At 61.9% G+C, this 16,971-nt stretch carries 9 protein-coding genes and 3 pseudogenes; 8 read left to right on the top strand and 4 right to left on the bottom strand.

All coding sequences use genetic code 11. The annotated features are described in order from the left end of the window. Positions 1–126 precede the first annotated feature (126 nt). From LRS56_23745 to LRS56_23735, 3 genes and pseudogenes are all read left to right on the top strand, one after another. On the top strand, positions 127–3,417 hold the full coding sequence (locus tag LRS56_23745) for a transglutaminase family protein (GenBank protein WDU61779.1): 3,291 nt from the start codon (positions 127–129) through the stop codon (positions 3,415–3,417). Between the two features lie 195 nt (positions 3,418–3,612). Then, positions 3,613–6,098, top strand: a pseudogene (locus LRS56_23740) (circularly permuted type 2 ATP-grasp protein). Then, positions 6,098–6,987, top strand: a pseudogene (locus tag LRS56_23735) (transglutaminase family protein). The pseudogenes LRS56_23740 and LRS56_23735 overlap by 1 nt, the downstream one beginning before the upstream one ends. Positions 6,988–7,033: 46 nt before the next feature. Here LRS56_23735 and LRS56_23730 read toward each other — a convergent pair. Beyond that, a complete protein-coding gene (locus tag LRS56_23730; protein WDU61778.1) occupies positions 7,034–7,216 on the bottom strand; it encodes a hypothetical protein in 183 nt (60 codons plus the stop codon). A gap of 331 nt (positions 7,217–7,547) precedes the next feature. On the opposite strand from LRS56_23730, the gene azu reads away from it, so the two are divergent. Beyond that, positions 7,548–7,994, top strand: a complete 447-nt coding sequence (gene azu, locus LRS56_23725) for an azurin (protein WDU61777.1) — start codon at positions 7,548–7,550, stop codon at positions 7,992–7,994. A 120-nt stretch (positions 7,995–8,114) separates the two neighbouring features. Here the strand turns inward: azu and nadE are convergent, their stop codons facing one another. From nadE to LRS56_23710, 3 genes are all read right to left on the bottom strand, one after another. Continuing rightward, positions 8,115–8,942 carry an ammonia-dependent NAD(+) synthetase gene (nadE, locus tag LRS56_23720; protein ID WDU61776.1) on the bottom strand — a complete coding sequence of 276 codons (828 nt, stop codon included), beginning with the start codon at positions 8,940–8,942 and terminating at the stop codon, positions 8,115–8,117. A gap of 3 nt (positions 8,943–8,945) precedes the next feature. After that, positions 8,946–10,160, bottom strand: coding sequence for a nicotinate phosphoribosyltransferase (pncB, locus tag LRS56_23715; protein WDU61775.1), 1,215 nt, complete (start codon positions 10,158–10,160; stop codon positions 8,946–8,948). Between the two features lie 212 nt (positions 10,161–10,372). Next, positions 10,373–11,260, bottom strand: coding sequence for a LysR substrate-binding domain-containing protein (locus LRS56_23710; protein WDU61774.1), 888 nt, complete (start codon positions 11,258–11,260; stop codon positions 10,373–10,375). 153 nt (positions 11,261–11,413) lie between these two features. On the opposite strand from LRS56_23710, the gene LRS56_23705 reads away from it, so the two are divergent. From LRS56_23705 to LRS56_23690, 4 genes and pseudogenes are all read left to right on the top strand, one after another. Then, positions 11,414–12,904, top strand: a complete 1,491-nt coding sequence (locus tag LRS56_23705; GenBank protein ID WDU61773.1) for an aldehyde dehydrogenase family protein — start codon at positions 11,414–11,416, stop codon at positions 12,902–12,904. A gap of 154 nt (positions 12,905–13,058) precedes the next feature. Continuing rightward, entirely contained in the window at positions 13,059–14,342 is a 1,284-nt protein-coding gene (locus LRS56_23700; GenBank protein ID WDU61772.1) for an FAD-binding oxidoreductase, read from the top strand. Positions 14,343–14,717: 375 nt separating this feature from the next. Continuing rightward, positions 14,718–15,854 (top strand): annotated as a pseudogene (locus tag LRS56_23695) (branched-chain amino acid ABC transporter substrate-binding protein). Between the two features lie 201 nt (positions 15,855–16,055). Next, positions 16,056–16,970: a branched-chain amino acid ABC transporter permease gene (locus LRS56_23690; GenBank protein ID WDU61771.1), complete on the top strand. Its 915-nt coding sequence runs from the start codon at positions 16,056–16,058 to the stop codon at positions 16,968–16,970. Position 16,971 lies beyond the last annotated feature (1 nt).

The raw sequence follows: 16,971 nt of genomic DNA, 5'->3' as shown, positions 1-16,971 counted from the left end.
CGGCGCCACCGTTGGCGCCGTTTTGGTGCTGTACTGCACCGGGTCTTACGATAAAGCGCAATGACCGCCGCTCTGGCATAAGTCTTGCGCGCTTTGTGCTCATGCCCTGGCTCGCAGGAGGCCGCCGTGTCGATTCATGTCGCGTTGCACCACGTTACGCATTACCGCTATGACCGCGCTGTCGAACTCGGCCCGCAGATCGTGCGTTTGCGCCCGGCGGCCCACAGCCGCACGCGGATTTTGTCCTACGCGCTGAAAGTGCTGCCCGAGCAGCATTTCATCAATTGGCAGCAAGACCCCCAGGGCAATTACCTGGCGCGGTTGGTGTTCCCGGAAAAGACCGACGAGCTGCGCATCGAAGTCGACCTGGTCGCCGAGATGGCGGTGTTCAACCCGTTCGACTTTTTTCTTGAGCCCTACGCCGAGAAAATCCCGTTCAGCTACGCCGCCGACGAGCAGCGCGAGCTGGCGCCGTACCTGGAAACCCTGCCGCTGACGCCGAAGTTTGCCGCCTACCTGGCCGCTATCGACCGTACGCCGTTGCCGGCTGTGGATTTCCTGGTCGGCCTCAACCAGCGCCTGGCGGCGGATATCGGCTACCTGATCCGCATGGAACCGGGGGTGCAAACCCCGGAGTTCACCCTGGAAAACGCCTCCGGTTCCTGCCGGGATTCGGCCTGGTTGCTCGTGCAATTGCTGCGCAACCTGGGGTTGGCGGCGCGCTTTGTGTCCGGCTATCTCATTCAATTGACCGCCGACGTCAAAGCCCTCGACGGCCCGTCCGGTACTGAGGTGGACTTCACCGACTTGCACGCCTGGTGCGAAGTGTATTTGCCTGGCGCTGGCTGGATCGGGCTGGATGCCACCTCCGGGTTGTTCGCCGGTGAAGGCCATATCCCGTTGGCCTGTAGTCCCGATCCATCTTCCGCCGCTCCGATCAGTGGGCTGGTGGAGCCGTGCGAGTGCGAATTTACCCACGAGATGTCGGTTGAACGTATCTGGGAGGCGCCACGGGTTACCAAGCCCTACACCGAAGAGCAATGGCTGGCGATCCAGGCCCTGGGCCGGCAGATCGACGCCGACCTGCTCAAGGACGACGTGCGCCTGACCATGGGCGGCGAGCCGACCTTTGTGTCCATCGACGACCCCGACGGTGCCGAGTGGAATACCGCAGCCCTCGGGCCGGACAAGCGCCGGCTGTCTGCCGAACTGTTCCAGCGCATGCGCAATCACTACGCGCCCAAAGGCCTGGTGCATTTTGGCCAGGGCAAGTGGTACCCCGGCGAGCAACTGCCGCGTTGGTCGCTCAACTGCTACTGGCGCCGTGATGGGGTGCCGATCTGGCATAACAGTGCGCTGATTGCCGATGAGCAACAGGACTACGGCGCGGATGGCGTATTGGCCGGGCGCTTCCTGGCCAGCGTCGCCGAGCGCCTCAAGCTGCCGGCGCGCTTTGTGTTTCCGGCCTTCGAAGACAACTTCTACTACCTGTGGCGCGAAGGTGCACTGCCGCAAAACGTCACCGCCCAGGACCCGCGTTTAAGCGACGACCTGGAGCGCGAACGCCTGCGCAAAGTATTCGGCCAGGGCCTGGATAAAGTCATCGGCCAAGTGCTGCCGCTGGCGCGCACCGCCGCCAATGACCGCTGGCAGAGCGGGCGCTGGTACCTGCGGGACAACCACTGCCGCCTGGTGCCGGGGGACTCGCCGCTGGGCTATCGCCTGCCGTTGGCGTCGCAGCCGTGGGTGACAGCGGCGGAGTATCCGTTTGTGCACCCCACCGACCCGAATCAGGACCAGCCACAACTGCCGAGCAGCGCGCAATTGCAAAGCCATGGCGAGCCCGCACCGAGCGACGAGCGTGTGCCCAAGGTGGACGAGTCCGCCGACTGGCTGACCCGCACCGCCTTGTGCGCCGAAGCACGCGAAGGGCGCCTATACCTCTTTATGCCGCCGCTGGAGCGCGTCGAGGATTACCTGGAGCTGGTGGCCGCCATCGAAGCCACCGCCGAAGAGCTGCATTGCCCGGTCTTGCTGGAAGGCTACGAGCCGCCGTTCGACACGCGCTTGAGCAACTTCCGGGTTACGCCGGACCCGGGTGTGATCGAGGTCAACGTGCAGCCGTCCGCCACTTGGGACGAGTTGGTAGAACGCACCGAGTTCCTCTACGAAGAGGCGCGGCAAACTCGCCTCACCACCGAAAAATTCATGATCGACGGCCGCCACACCGGCACCGGTGGCGGTAACCACTTTGTGCTGGGGGGCGCCACGCCCAAGGATTCGCCCTTCCTGCGCAGGCCGGACCTGCTGCGCAGCCTGATCAGCTACTGGCATAACCACCCCTCGCTGTCGTACCTGTTTTCCGGGCTGTTTATCGGCCCGACCTCCCAGGCGCCACGGGTGGACGAAGCCCGTAACGATGCGCTGTATGAGCTGGAAATCGCCTTCGCACAGATGCCCGCCGCCGGTGAGGAGTGCCCGCCATGGTTGGTGGACCGCCTGCTGCGCAACCTGTTGATCGATGTGACCGGCAATACCCACCGCGCCGAATTCTGCATCGACAAACTCTACTCGCCGGATGGCGCCACCGGCCGCCTGGGCCTGCTGGAGTTGCGCGCCTTTGAAATGCCGCCCCATGCGCGCATGAGCCTGACCCAGCAATTGCTGCTGCGGGCCCTGGTAGCGCGCTTCTGGCGCGAGCCGTACGCGCCGCCGAAACTGGCGCGGTGGGGCACCGAGCTGCACGACCGCTTCCTGTTGCCGCACTTTATCGAGCAAGACTTCGCCGACGTGATCGTCGAGCTGAACGCCGCTGGCTACCCGTTGCGCGCCGAATGGTTTGCCGCGCACCTGGAGTTCCGTTTCCCCAAGGTGGGCGACTACGCCGTCAGTGGGATCGAACTGGAACTGCGCCAGGCCCTGGAGCCTTGGCACGTGTTGGGCGAAGAGGGGGCGGTGGGTGGCACGGTGCGTTATGTGGATTCCTCACTTGAGCGCTTGCAGGTGAAGCTGAGCGGCCTGCCGCCGCAGCGTTATCTGCTGACCTGCAACGGCATCCCGGTGCCGCTGCAACCCACCGGGCGCGTTGGCGAGTTTGTGGCGGGCGTGCGTTACCGCGCCTGGCAACCGGCCAACTGCCTGCAACCGACCATCGCGGTGCATGCACCGTTGGTGTTCGACCTGCTGGACACCTGGATGCAACGCTCGCTGGGCGGCTGCCAGTACCACGTCGCGCATCCCGGCGGGCGTAATTACGACAGCTTGCCGGTGAATGCCAATGAGGCTGAGAGCCGGCGTATGGCGCGGTTTTTCCGCCTCGGCCACACGCCGGGCAAGCTCTGCGTGCCGCCAGTGGTGGTGAATGATGAATTACCGATGACCTTGGATCTGCGGCGCTTCCCCAATAAAAATGACTAAGCGCGCCCCCTGTGGAAGTGAAGTGCTTTTGTGGCGAGCGGGCTTGCCCGCGCTGGGACGCGCAGCGGCCCCAGAAGATGGGACTGCTGCGCAGTCCAACGCGGGCAAGCCCGCTCGCCACAGGTGTTTTCATCCCACGCTGGATTGCAGTGAATTTGAGTTAATCTGAGCCCCCTTGCCTCTGCCGAGCGTTCCATGCCCGACTTGCTCGACCGTTACCCGCTGACCGCGGGCACTTATCACGAATTGCTGGACGACAGCGGCGCGGTGCGTGCCCATTGGCGGCGCCTGCTGGATCACTTGCAGCGCAGCACGCCCGCGCAGTTGGCCCAGCGCCAGGCGCTGCTGACCCGGCAGATCCAGGAAAACGGCGTGACCTATAACGTCTACGCCGACCCCAAGGGCGCCGATCGCCCGTGGGAACTGGACCTGCTGCCGCATGTGCTGGCCTTTGAGGAGTGGCAGCACCTGTCGGCCGGTATCGCCCAGCGTGCGCGCCTGCTCAATGCGGTGCTGGCCGATCTCTACGGCCCGCAACGTTTGATCAAAGAGGGGTTGCTGCCCGCCGAGCTGGTGTTCGGGCATAACAATTTCTTGTGGCCGTGCCAGGGTATCCAGCCGCCCGACGGGGCTTTCCTGCACCTGTATGCCGTGGACCTGGCGCGGACCCCGGACGGCCGCTGGTGGGTCACCGCCGACCGCACCCAGGCGCCGTCGGGTGCCGGGTATGCGTTGGAAAACCGTACCATCGTGTCCCGCGCGTTCCCGGACCTGTACCGCGACTTGCAGGTGCAGCACCTCACCGGGTTTTTCCGCACCCTCCAGGAAACCCTGGCCCGCCAGGCGCCCGCTGATGACCAGCCGCCGCTGATCGTGCTGCTCACCCCGGGCCGTTTCAACGAGAGCTATTTCGAACACCTCTACCTTGCGCGTCAGCTTGGTTACCCGCTGGTCGAAGGCGGCGACCTCACCGTGCGCGACAGCACCGTGTTCCTCAAAACCCTCAGCGGCCTGCGCCGGGTGCACGCGATCATGCGCCGCCTGGACGACGATTTCTGCGACCCGCTGGAGCTGCGCACCGACTCGGCCCTGGGCGTGCCCGGCCTGCTCGACGCCGTGCGCCAGGGCAATGTGCTGGTGGCCAATGCCTTGGGCAGCGGTGTGCTGGAGTCCCCGGGTTTGCTCGGCTTTCTGCCGAAGATCAACCAGTTCCTGTTTGGCGAGGAGCTGATCCTGCCGTCTATCGCCACCTGGTGGTGCGGTGAGGCGCCGGTGCTGGCCGAAGCCTTGGAGAAACTGCCGGAGCTGTTGATCAAACCCGCGTTTCCGTCGCAGAGTTTCACCCCGGTATTCGGCCGCGATTTGAACGAAGAGCAGCGCCAGGCCCTGGCCGAACGCATGCGTGCGCGGCCTTATGCGTATGTCGCCCAGGAATTGGCGCAGCTGTCCCAGGCGCCGGTGTGGCACACCGTGGATGACCACTTGCAGCACCGCGCTATCGGCATGCGCGTGTACGCCGTGGCCAGTGATGACGGCTACCGCGTGTTGCCCGGGGGCCTGACCCGCGTGGCGGCCGAGGCCGATGCTGAAGTGGTGTCGATGCAACGCGGCGGCGCCAGCAAGGACACCTGGGTACTTGGCGAACGCGCCGCCGGTGGCGAGCATTGGCGCGCCCAGCGTGCCATCGGCGCCCACGACCTGGTGCGCCGCGACCCGTATCTGCCGTCACGCGTGGTGGAAAACCTGTTCTGGTTTGGCCGCTATTGCGAGCGCTGCGACGACAGTGCGCGTTGGTTGCGTATCGTGCTGGCGCGCTATGTGGACGGCGACGATCCCCTCGCGCTGCAGGCGGCGGTGGAGTTGGGTGAGAACCTGCGCTTGCTGCCGGAGGAGGGCGAGTTGCCCGAACGCCTGCTTGCGGCCCTGCTCGGTGATGATTGGCCGTCGAGCCTGCGCGCCAACCTGCAGCGCTTGCAGTGGGCGGCGTCCCAGGTGCGGGGCAAGTTGTCCCGCGAGAACTGGCAAGCGTTGGTGGAGCTGCAACGCGAGGCCCTGGAGCTGGAAAGCGAGACCCCGGATTTTGGCGAGCTGCTGGATTTTCTCAACCGCCTGGTGATGTCCCTGGCGGCGCTGTCCGGGTTTGCCCTGGACGACATGACCCGCGACGAAGGCTGGCGCTTTTTGATGATGGGCCGGCGTATCGAGCGCCTGCAGTTTCTCAGCAGCAGCCTCGCGGCATTCTTGCGTGGCGTGGCGGTGTTTGATCAGGCGGGCCTTGAGTGGCTGCTGGAGCTGGGTAACAGCAGCATCACCTACCGCTCGCGCTACCTGGCGGTGCCGCAGTTGATCCCGGTACTTGACCTGCTGTTGTTGGATGAGCAGAACCCGCACGCCGTGCTGTTCCAGTTGAAACTGGTGAGCCGCACCCTGCGTCGTCTCAACGACGACTTCGGCGTGCCCCGGAAACCGGCCTGGCGCCGTTGGTAGAGCGCCTGGCGCGGTTTGACCTGGGTTGCCTGGAGAACCCGTTGTTCGGCGAGTCCAGCGTGCGTGCCGCGCTGGACGGCCTGGCCGACCTGCTGCAAGCGGTCGCCGATGAGAGCGGGCAAGTGTCGGACCGCCTGGCGTTGCGTCACTTTGCCCATGTGGATGATGTGAGTCAGCAAACGGTGTCGGTGTAATGAGCGCGCGCTATCAGATTTTTCACGATACCCACTACCACTACGACAGCCCGGTGTCCCTGGCCCAGCAGCTGGCGCATTTATGGCCACGGCCGTGCGCCTGGCAGCGTTGCAGCGCGCAGCAACTGGATATCAGCCCGCAGCCGTCTTCGCGCCGCGATGAGCTGGACGTGTTCGGCAACCCGATCACCCGCTTGGCGTTTGAGCGGCCCCACGACGAACTGCTGGTCAATGCCGGGTTAACCGTGGAAGTGCTGGCCCGCCCGGCGCTGGATTTTCAGCAGTCGCCAGCCTGGGACCAGACCCGTGACAGCCTGACCTACAGCAGCCAGCCGCTGCCCGCCGAACTGATCGAAGCCTGCCGCTATCGCTTTGAGTCGCCGTACGTGCACCTGAAAAAAACCTTCGTCGAGTTTTCCGAGAGTTGTTTCCCTCCCGGTAAGCCGTTGCTGCTGGGCGTGCAGGCGTTGATGGAAAAGATCTTCAGCGAATTCACCTTCGATGCCGAAGCCACCCAAGTCGCCACACCCTTGGTGGAAGTGCTGGAGCGCCGACGCGGCGTGTGCCAGGACTTCGCCCACCTGATGCTCGCGTGCCTGCGCTCGCGGGGCCTGGCGGCGCGCTATATCAGTGGTTATCTGCTGACCCAACCGCCGCCGGGCCAACCACGGCTGATCGGCGCCGACGCGTCCCACGCATGGGTTTCGGTGTATTGCCCGGTGTCGGGCTGGGTAGATTTTGATCCGACGAACAATGTGCAGCCGGCACTGGAGCACATCACCCTGGCCTGGGGCCGTGATTTCTCTGATGTGTCGCCGTTGCGGGGGTGATTCTGGGGGGAGGGAACCATGACCCGGAGGTGCGGGTGACGGTGATGCCGCTGCAATAATGGTGGGTTGGGGTGAGCAGGGAGGGCCTGCTCACCCCAACAGAATTTATTCAGCCGGGTCTTTCGGTGTCTCGGTCTCGTCAGTCGCCACTTCACCTTCAGCATCCGGGTTCAGTGCACCTGCCTCTTCATCGGCAGCGGCTTTCTTGCGTTGCAGCTTTTCCTCTTTCTTCTGCTCCTTGGCCAAGTCTCTCTGACGTTTGGCGAAGGAGTAATTAGGTTTGGCCATGGGCGATCCTCTAGGGTCGAAGGTGAGGGTGGCGGCGCGCAGCTGCCTTGGGACGACATGGTAGCAGCTTCAAGGTGCGCTTGGCCTTCACTTACCGCAGGCGTACGCAGCCAACAGGCCGTTGAACAGGTGATTGAGGCGCATGGTTCGGGCTCCAGTGGGTGATGGGCCGATCATAAGCAGGTACTGCTGCTTTGGCTGGTAGATTGTGTTGATAAGTCTGATAGCCTAAAGTTGTATACAATCTGTTGATTCAGATCATAAGAATTCAAGCCTGCTTGAGGCACCCTTGTCGCAATACGCGTTTTTTAACCCTGCCTTGGAGATTCACATGTTTGCCAAACTCGTTGCTGTTTCCCTGCTGACTCTGGCGAGCGGCCAGTTGCTTGCCGCAGAGTGCAAGGTCACCGTCGACTCCACCGACCAGATGTCCTTCAACACCAAGGAAATCACGATCGACAAGAGCTGCAAGACGTTCACCGTCGAGTTGACTCACTCCGGCAACCTGCCGAAAAACGTCATGGGTCACAACTGGGTATTGAGTAAAGAAGCCGACATGCAGCCGATTGCGGCTGATGGTATGGCCGGCGGCGTTGACAAGAACTACCTGAAAGACGGTGACGAACGCATCATCGCTCACACCAAACTCATCGGTGCTGGTGAGAAAGACTCGGTGACGTTCGACGTTTCGAAGCTGAAGGCTGATGAAAAGTATGGTTTCTTCTGCTCGTTCCCAGGCCACATCTCGATGATGAAAGGCACTGTGACCGTCAAGTAAGACCGCGTTATCGTTCTTCGCGAGCAAGCCCGCTCCCACACTTGAAATGCATTCCAAATGTGGGAGCGGGCTTGCTCGCGAAAGCGGTCTGACAATCAACCCGAAACCATCTGGCTCACCTCACGGCGCAAACGGCATGACCCGCTTGTGCTCGGTCTTGCGGTAGGTCTCGCAGATAATCCTGAACGCTTCCTCACGCACCGGCTCGCCGTGCAGGAACGCATCGATCTCGGCATAGGTCACGCCGTGGGACGCTTCATCCGGCTTGCCGGGCGACAGGTCTTCCAGGTCCGCAGTCGGGATCTTCTCCACCAATGACTCCGGCGCGCCAAAGTGTCGCGCAATCGCTCGCACCTGGTTTTTCACCAGGCCGCTCAAGGGCGCCAGGTCGCACGCGCCGTCACCGAACTTGGTGAAAAAGCCCATCACCGCTTCCGCCGCATGGTCGGTACCGATCACCAGGCCGCCGGCCGCGCCCGCGATGGTGTACTGCGCCACCATGCGCATGCGCGCCTTGGTGTTGCCCAGCACGAAGTCGCGGGACACCGCCGCCTTGCCCTCAAATGCCGCCACTTCATTGGCCAAGGCTTTCACCGCCGGGCCGATATTCACGGTATGGCGCTCGTCCGGCTCAATAAAGTCCACCGATGCCTGGGCGTCGATTTCATCGAATTGGGTTTCGTAGGGCAGGCGCACGGCGATAAACCGGTAAGCCTCATCACCCGTGCTGGCGCGCAGTTCCTGCATCGCACGCTGGGCCAACAGGCCAGCGGTCAGGGAGTCGACGCCGCCACTGATGCCCAGCACCAATGTCTTGAGCCCGGAATTGCGCAGGCAGTCCTGGATAAACGCCACGCGTCGGGCAACTTCGGCTTCGAGGGCCGCCTGGTCTTTGAACGGTGCTTGGACCTTGAGCTGCTGCGCAATCTCACGCTGTACGGCTTGCATGATTCACTCCTTGCTGGAAAGGGCAGGTACTTTGAAAACGTGACGCAAATAGGCGACGAAATTCGGATCGGTGCAGTGGGTCTTGCCCGCTTCATCGGAGATCTTCGCGACGGGCTGGCCATTGCAGGCGGTCATTTTAAGCACGATGCTCATCGGTTCCACACCCGGAATGTCGCAGGTCAGGTTGGTGCCGATCCCGAAGCTCACATTAATGCGACCGCGCAGCGCCCGGAAAATCTCCAGGGCCTTGGGCAACGACAGGCTGTCGGAGAACACCAGGGTCTTGCTCATCGGCTCGATGCCGAGCTTGTGGTAGTGAGCGATGGCTTTTTCGGCCCACTGCACCGGGTCACCGGAGTCGTGGCGCAGGCCGTCGAACAGCTTGGCGAAGTACAAGTCGAAATCGCTGAGGAAGGCATCGGTGGTGATGCAGTCGGTCAGGGCGATGCCCAGCAGGCCGCGGTATTCGCGGACCCAGCAGTCGAGGGCGGCGATCTGGCTGTCGATCAGGCGCGGGCCGAGTTGCTGGTGGGCCATGATCCATTCGTGGGCCATGGTGCCGAGCGGCTTCATATCGAATTCGCGGGCCAGGTGCACGTTGCTGGTGCCGACAAAACGCCCTGGGAAGTCATGCTTGAGCACGCTCACCACTTCTTCCTGCACGCGGTACGAGAAGCGCCGGCGCGTGCCGAAATCCGCCACTTGCAGCTCGGCCAGTTCGTCGCTGCCGGCGTTGGCGGTCAGCCAGTCGAACTTGCGGTACAGCTGCTCGCGGGCCTGTTCGAGGATCACGGTCTGGTAGCGGTAGCGGTTACGCACTTCGCTGACGATGGCCAGCATCGGCACTTCAAACAGGATCACATGCAGCCACGGTCCGCGCAGGCGGATAAACAATTCGCCGTTTTCGATACCGGTTTGCACATAACGCAGGTTGAAGCGGAACAGCCCTAGAAAGCGCAAAAAGTCCGGCTTCATAAAGCTGATGCGCTCAAGAAAACCAAGCTGGTCCGGGCTCAGGCTCAGCTCGGCGAGGCGCTCGATCTGGTAGCGGATTTCCGCGAGGTAGGGGCGCAGGTCTTCGCTGTTACGGCAACGAAACTCCCATTCCACTTCCACGTTCGGGTAGTTATGCAGCACCGCCTGCATCATGGTCAGCTTGTAGAAGTCGGTGTCGAGCAAGTTCTGCACGATGCGATCGGCAAACACACTCTCGCTCATAACGGGAATCTCCAGACGGGTCGGCGATGGGCGCCGACCTTTACGCACAATTAAGGAATGGCGCTAGTGGCGCATAGACCTGTGTTGTTTTGCCAGTGATTTTTTTGGAATGGCCACAGGCCTCATCGCAGGCAAGCCAGCTCCCACACTTGAAATACACTCCAGATGTGGGAGCTGGCTTGCCTGCGATAGCGATGGTGCAGGCCAAAAAATCAAACCTGCTCCATCATCCATTTCACAAACTCGCGCACCTTGGGCACTTCCGCCGAATGCTCCGGATAAGCCAGGTAATAAGCATCCTGGCTCGGCATCGCATGCTGCCAGGGAATCACCAGCTTGCCGTCGGCCAGTTCTTCTTCCACCAGAAACCGTGGCAACAAGGCCACGCCGCAACCCACCTGCGCCGCCCGAATGCACATATAGAAGGTGTCGAAACGCGGCCCATGGTAGCTGTGCTCGGTGTGGAAACCCTGGCTGGCGAACCAGTCGTGCCAGCCCTGGGGGCGCGAGGCGTTTTGCAGCAGCACCAGCTTGCTCAGTTGCGTGGGGTCGGTGAACGGCTGCGCGGGCAGACTCTCCGGGGCGCACACCGGCACCAGCTCCTCGCTGAACAGTTTCAGGCTTTCGGTGCCGGGGCGTGAGCCTTGGCCGAAGTAGAAGGCCATGTCGGCCTTGCCCTGCAGCAACTCGTCCGGGTCCTGCTCGTTGCACACATCCAGATGGATCTGTGGGTGACGCAAGCGCCAGCCCTTGAGGCGCGGCACCAGCCAGCGTGCGCCGAAGGTGTAGGGCGTGGACACCCGCAGCACTTCGGTCTCGCCGCCGTAGGAGCGCAGGTAGTGGGTGGACATCTCCACCTGCGTGAGGATCTTGCGCACTTCCACCAGGTACAAATCACCTGCCGGGGTCATCTGCAGGCGCCTGCGCACTCGACGAAACAGCAGGTGTTGCAGCAATTCTTCCAACTGCGCCACCTGTTTGCTCACCGCGCTTTGCGTGAGGTTCAACTCTTCGGCTGCGCGGGTGAAGCTCAGGTGGCGGGTGGCGGCTTCGAAACACTGCAGGGCGGTGATCGAAGGCAAATGTCTTTTGTTCAGCACGGCACGCCTCTTTTTATTCTTTGCATGAATAAACGGAATGATATCTCGCCTAATCGTCGTTTGTTGGCAAGTCTTGGGCCAGCTACAAATAAGGTCTGGATCGCCGTGTCTGTGGCGGCGCAAATTTTCTGTTTGAGTTTGAAGGAGTGACCCATGGTTGCCGCATTGCTTGATCGTCTCGGGGTAGACCCGGCGCTGTACCAGGCGGGCAAACAGCCCGTGCATTCGCCGATTGATGGCAGCCGCATCGGCAGTGTGCACTGGGAAGGTGCCGCCGAGGTGGAGCAACAGGTCAGTCGCGCCGAGCATGCATTCGATGCCTGGCGTAAAGTGCCGGCACCGCGCCGTGGCGAACTGGTGCGTCAATTTGGCGATGTATTGCGCGAATACAAGGCCGACCTGGGCGAGCTGGTGTCCTGGGAAGCCGGCAAGATCACCCAGGAAGGCTTGGGTGAAGTGCAGGAAATGATCGACATCTGCGACTTCGCCGTCGGCCTGTCGCGTCAGTTGTACGGCTTGACCATCGCCTCCGAGCGCCCTGGCCACCATATGCGTGAAACCTGGCACCCGCTGGGTGTGGTTGGCGTGATCAGTGCGTTCAACTTCCCGGTGGCTGTATGGGCGTGGAACACCACCCTGGCGCTGGTGTGCGGCAACGCGGTGATCTGGAAACCATCGGAAAAAACCCCGCTTACCGCCCTGGCCTGCCAGGCGCTGTTCGAGCGCGTACTGAAAAACTTCAAGGACGCCCCCGAGTACCTGAGCCAGGTGATCATCGGCGGCCGTGACGCTGGCGCCGCCTTGGTGGATGACCCGCGCGTGGCCCTGATCAGCGCCACCGGCAGCACCCGCATGGGCCGTGAAGTGGCGCCGAAAGTCGCCGCCCGTTTTGCCCGCAGCATCCTTGAACTGGGCGGCAACAACGCGATGATCCTCGGCCCGAGCGCCGACCTGGACATGGCCGTACGCGCCATCCTGTTCAGCGCCGTCGGCACCGCCGGCCAGCGCTGCACCACCCTGCGCCGGCTGATCGCCCACGAGTCGGTCAAGGAAGAAATCGTTACCCGTCTCAAGGCCGCCTATTCCAAAGTGCGCATCGGCCACCCGCTGGAAGGCAACCTGATCGGACCTCTGATCGACAAACACGGCTTCGACAATATGCAGGACGCCCTGGAGCAAGCCTTGAGCGAAGGCGGCAAGGTGTTCGGCGGCAAGCGCCAGTTGGAAGAAAAATTCCCCAACGCCTACTACGTGTCGCCGGCAATTGTGGAAATGCCCGAGCAAAGCGATGTGGTGTGCACCGAAACCTTCGCGCCGATTCTGTACGTGGTCGGCTACAAGGACTTCTCCGAAGCCCTGCGCCTGAACAACGCCGTGCCTCAAGGTTTGTCGTCGTGCATCTTCACCACCGATGTGCGTGAAGCCGAGCAGTTCATGTCGGCGGTGGGCAGTGATTGCGGGATCGCCAACGTCAACATCGGCCCGAGCGGCGCGGAGATTGGTGGCGCGTTTGGTGGCGAGAAAGAGACCGGTGGCGGGCGTGAGTCGGGTTCGGATGCGTGGCGCGGGTATATGCGTCGCCAGACCAATACCGTGAACTACTCGCTGGAATTGCCGCTGGCGCAGGGCATTACCTTCGACTGACCTTTAAGTCGAAGTGCAGTCAATGTGGGAGCTGGCTTGCCTGCGATAGCGGTGGCGACTGATACACCGCTATCGCAGGCAAGCCAGCTCCCACACTTGATTGGGTTGGCAATTTAAAACTTCGTTGTTTGTTAGGTCTCATCGGAGTCTGGCAATGGCACTACGCGAAACATGTTTGTGGGAGCATCTCACCCCCGACCGGCCGGATCGCGCCGCGCTCAAGGGCGAGGTCAAGGTCGATGTGTGCGTGATCGGCGCCGGGATCACCGGGTTGTCGGCCGCCATTCACTTGCTGGAGCAAGGTAAAAGCGTGGCCGTGCTGGAGGCGCATCGCACCGGGCATGGCGGTTCGGGGCGCAACGTGGGGCTGGTCAACGCCGGCCTGTGGATCCCTCCGGACGAGATTGAAGCCGGTTTCGGCGAGGCGGTGGGCAGTCAGCTCAACCGCATGTTGGGCGCGGCGCCGTCGCTGGTGTTCAGCCTGATCGATAAATACAACATCGATTGCCAATTGCGCCGCGAGGGCACCTTGCACATGGCGCACAACGCCCGCGGCGAGGCGGATTTGCGCAGTCGTGAAGAACAATGGAAGCGCCGCGGCGCACCGGTGGAGTTGCTCACCGGACACGCTTGCGAGCAAGCCACCGGCACCCGCAAGATCGCTGCCGCCTTACTGGACCGGCGTGCCGGCACCTTGAACCCGATGGCTTACACCAGCGGTTTGGCCAACGCCGCCGTAGGGTTGGGCGGGCAATTGTTCGACCATTCGCCGGTCGCCCGGCTGGAACGCCAAGGCTCGAACTGGTCGGTGCAGACCGCCCACGGTTCGGTGCAGGCTGCACAGGTGGTCATCGCCTCCAATGCCTACACCGAAGGCGAATGGACCGAGCTGCGCCGCAACTTTTTCCCCGGCTATTACTATCAAGTCGCGTCGGCCCCGCTGACCGAGGCCGCCGCCCAGCAGATCCTCCCCGGCGGGCAGGGCTCCTGGGATACGCGGCAGGTGCTGAGCAGCATTCGCCGTGACGCCGATGGCCGTCTGTTGCTCGGCAGCCTGGGCAACGGTAACCAGAAACCGGCATGGTTCCTCAAGGCATGGGCCGATCGGGTGCAGCAACACTACTTCCCGTACCTCAAATCGGTGCAATGGGAATTCACCTGGACCGGCTGCATCGCCTTTACCCCCGACCACCTGATGCGCCTGTTCGAGCCGGCGCCGGGCCTTGTGGCAGTAACGGGCTATAACGGGCGTGGCGTGACCACCGGCAGCGTGGTCGGAAAAGCGTTTGCCGACTACTTATGTCACCAGAATCCCCAAGCCCTGCCGATTCCGTTCGCCCCCATGCAACCGCTGACCGGAGCAGGGCTGCGCAGCTGTCTGTATGAAGCTGGATTCTCGCTGTATCACGCCGGGCAATGCCTGCGGATCGTGATCTGATCAGCGAAATACCGCTCAAAAGCCTGCATTTTCTTAGCAGGCTACTAATCTGTATTGGTGCAAGTCGTAGCAATCACGCACTGTAAATGTGCAGTTCCGTTACGCACATTGTTACAGGTGTAGGAACTGTCGTTTATGCCTCCGGTTGCAGGTGCGACCGGCCTGGGTTGTACTTTTTTTGGTTGATTGGTTGCACCTCTCGACGCTAGAGGGTTGCACGTGCTGGCAAAAGGAGCCGAAACGCCCGTAATAACAATGACACCGTGTCTTTTTGAAGAATAAAAACGTAATGGCACGCGCCTTGCTCTGGGCTTTCAGTGAAAGGTTTGAATGCAAGTTGTCGTGCCAAAAATCAAAAATATCGGAGCACCACTCATGTCCCAGACGTTTTACAAGAAAGGTTTTCTGGCCCTCGCCGTTGCAGCGGCGCTGGGTGTTTCTACGTTTGTTCAAGCTGATGTGAAGATTGGCGTAGCGGGGCCGATGACCGGCGCCAACGCCTCGTTCGGTGAGCAGTACATGAAGGGTGCCCAAGCGGCAGCCGATGTGATCAACAAGGCGGGCGGCATCAACGGCGAGAAGGTCGTGCTGGTTGCCGGCGACGATGCCTGTGAACCCAAGCAAGCCGTGGCTGTGGCCAACCGCCTGGCCGACTAGGACAAGGTGATCGGCGTGGTCGGACACTTCTGCTCGTCGAACACCATCCCGGCCTCCGAGGTGTATGACGAAGCGGGCATCATCGCGATCACCCCAGGCTCCACCAACCCCCAAGTCACCGAACGCGGCCTGAGCGCCATGTTCCGCATGTGCGGCCGTGACGACCAGCAAGGCATCGTGGCCGGCGATTACATCGTCGACGTGCTCAAGGGCAAGAAAGTCGCGGTCATCAACGACAAGGACACCTACGGCAAAGGCCTGGCCGACGCCACCGCTGCCCAGTTGACCAAGCGCGGCGTCAAGCCGGTGCTGGAAGAAGGCCTGACCCGTGGCGAGAAAGACTTCAGCGCCCTGGTGACCAAGATCCGCTCCACCGGTGCTGACGTGGTGTACTTCGGTGGCCTGCACCCGGAAGCCGGTCCACTGGTTCGCCAGATTCGTGAAGCCGGCCTCAAAGACGTGAAATTCATGTCCGACGACGGCGTCGTCACCGACGAACTGGTGGCCACCGCTGGCGGCGCGCAATACGTCGACGGCGTGTACATGACCTTCGGCGCCGACCCGCGCCTGCTGCCGGAAAGCAAGGCCGTCGTGGACGAGTTCCGCAAAGCCGGCTACGAGCCTGAAGGCTACACCCTGTACGCCTACGCTTCGCTGCAGGCCCTGGCCGCCGGCTTCAACGGCGCCAAGTCCAACAAGGGCGAAGACGCCGCCAAGTGGCTCAAGGCTCACCCGGTGAAAACCGTGATGGGTGAAAAAGCCTGGGATGCCAAAGGCGACCTGAAAGTGTCCGACTACGTGGTTTACCAGTGGGACAAAGACGGCAAATACCATCAGCTGGAAAAGCAGAAGTAAGACTGAGCGCCACATAACCAATGTGGGAGCGGGCTTGCTCGCGAATGCGGTGTATCAGTCAACACATCTGCTACTGACAGACCGCTTTCGCGAGCAAGCCCGCTCCCACAGGGGGGTGGGGTTGTTATACACGTCTGTTTTTTCCTCCAGAAGCGCCGCACACCCACCGGTGTGCAGGTGCTCACCGCGTGAGATTGCGTTATGGATGGTATTTTCCTGCAGCAACTGGTCAACGGCCTGACCCTCGGGTCGGTCTATGGCCTGATCGCCATCGGCTACACAATGGTCTATGGCATCATTGGCATGATCAACTTCGCCCACGGCGAGGTTTATATGATTTCCGCTTACCTCGCGGCGATCAGTCTGGCACTGCTGGCTTACTTCGGCATCGAATCCTTCCCGCTGCTCATTCTCGGTACGTTGGTCTTCACCGTGGTCGTCACCGGCGTTTACGGTTGGGTCATCGAACGTGTCGCTTACAAACCGCTGCGCAACTCCACCCGACTGGCTCCGCTGATCAGCGCCATCGGTATTTCCCTGATCCTGCAGAACTACGCGCAGATCGCCCAGGGCGCCAAGCAACAAGGTATTCCTACCCTGCTGGCGGGGGCCTGGCGTGTCGATATCGGCAGCGGGTTCGTGCAGCTCACCTACACCAAGGTCTTCATCCTCGTGGCGGCGTTCGCCGGCATGGCGTTGCTCACCTACATCATCAAGTACACCAAGCTCGGCCGTATGTGCCGTGCGACTCAGCAAGACCGCAAGATGGCCTCGATCCTGGGTATCAACACCGACCGCGTGATCTCCTACGTGTTTGTCATCGGTGCCGCCATGGCCGCGTTGGCCGGCGTGCTGATCACCCTCAACTACGGCACGTTCGACTTCTATGCCGGCTTCATCATCGGCATCAAGGCGTTTACCGCAGCGGTACTCGGCGGCATTGGTTCCCTGCCTGGGGCAATGCTGGGCGGGATTATCCTCGGTATTTCCGAGTCGCTGTTCTCGGGGTTGATCAACTCTGACTACAAAGACGTGTTCAGTTTCTCCCTGCTGGTGGTGATTCTGATTTTCCGTCCCCAGGGCCTGCTTGGTCGCCCACTCGTGGCGAAGGTGTAAA

Source organism: Pseudomonas poae (assembly GCA_028869255.1).
GTDB lineage: Bacteria > Pseudomonadota > Gammaproteobacteria > Pseudomonadales > Pseudomonadaceae > Aquipseudomonas > Aquipseudomonas poae_C.
This window is presented reverse-complemented; position numbering and strand designations above follow the sequence as displayed.

Excerpts from the sequence above, each read along its gene's own strand:
- LRS56_23730 (WDU61778.1), bottom strand. The coding sequence starts at position 7,216 with ATGGCCAAACCTAATTACTCCTTCGCCAAACGTCAGAGAGACTTGGCC.
- azu (WDU61777.1), top strand. The coding sequence starts at position 7,548 with ATGTTTGCCAAACTCGTTGCTGTTTCCCTGCTGACTCTGGCGAGCGGC.
- nadE (WDU61776.1), bottom strand. The coding sequence starts at position 8,942 with ATGCAAGCCGTACAGCGTGAGATTGCGCAGCAGCTCAAGGTCCAAGCA.
- pncB (WDU61775.1), bottom strand. The coding sequence starts at position 10,160 with ATGAGCGAGAGTGTGTTTGCCGATCGCATCGTGCAGAACTTGCTCGAC.
- LRS56_23705 (WDU61773.1), top strand. The coding sequence starts at position 11,414 with ATGGTTGCCGCATTGCTTGATCGTCTCGGGGTAGACCCGGCGCTGTAC.
- LRS56_23700 (WDU61772.1), top strand. The coding sequence starts at position 13,059 with ATGGCACTACGCGAAACATGTTTGTGGGAGCATCTCACCCCCGACCGG.
- LRS56_23690 (WDU61771.1), top strand. The coding sequence starts at position 16,056 with ATGGATGGTATTTTCCTGCAGCAACTGGTCAACGGCCTGACCCTCGGG.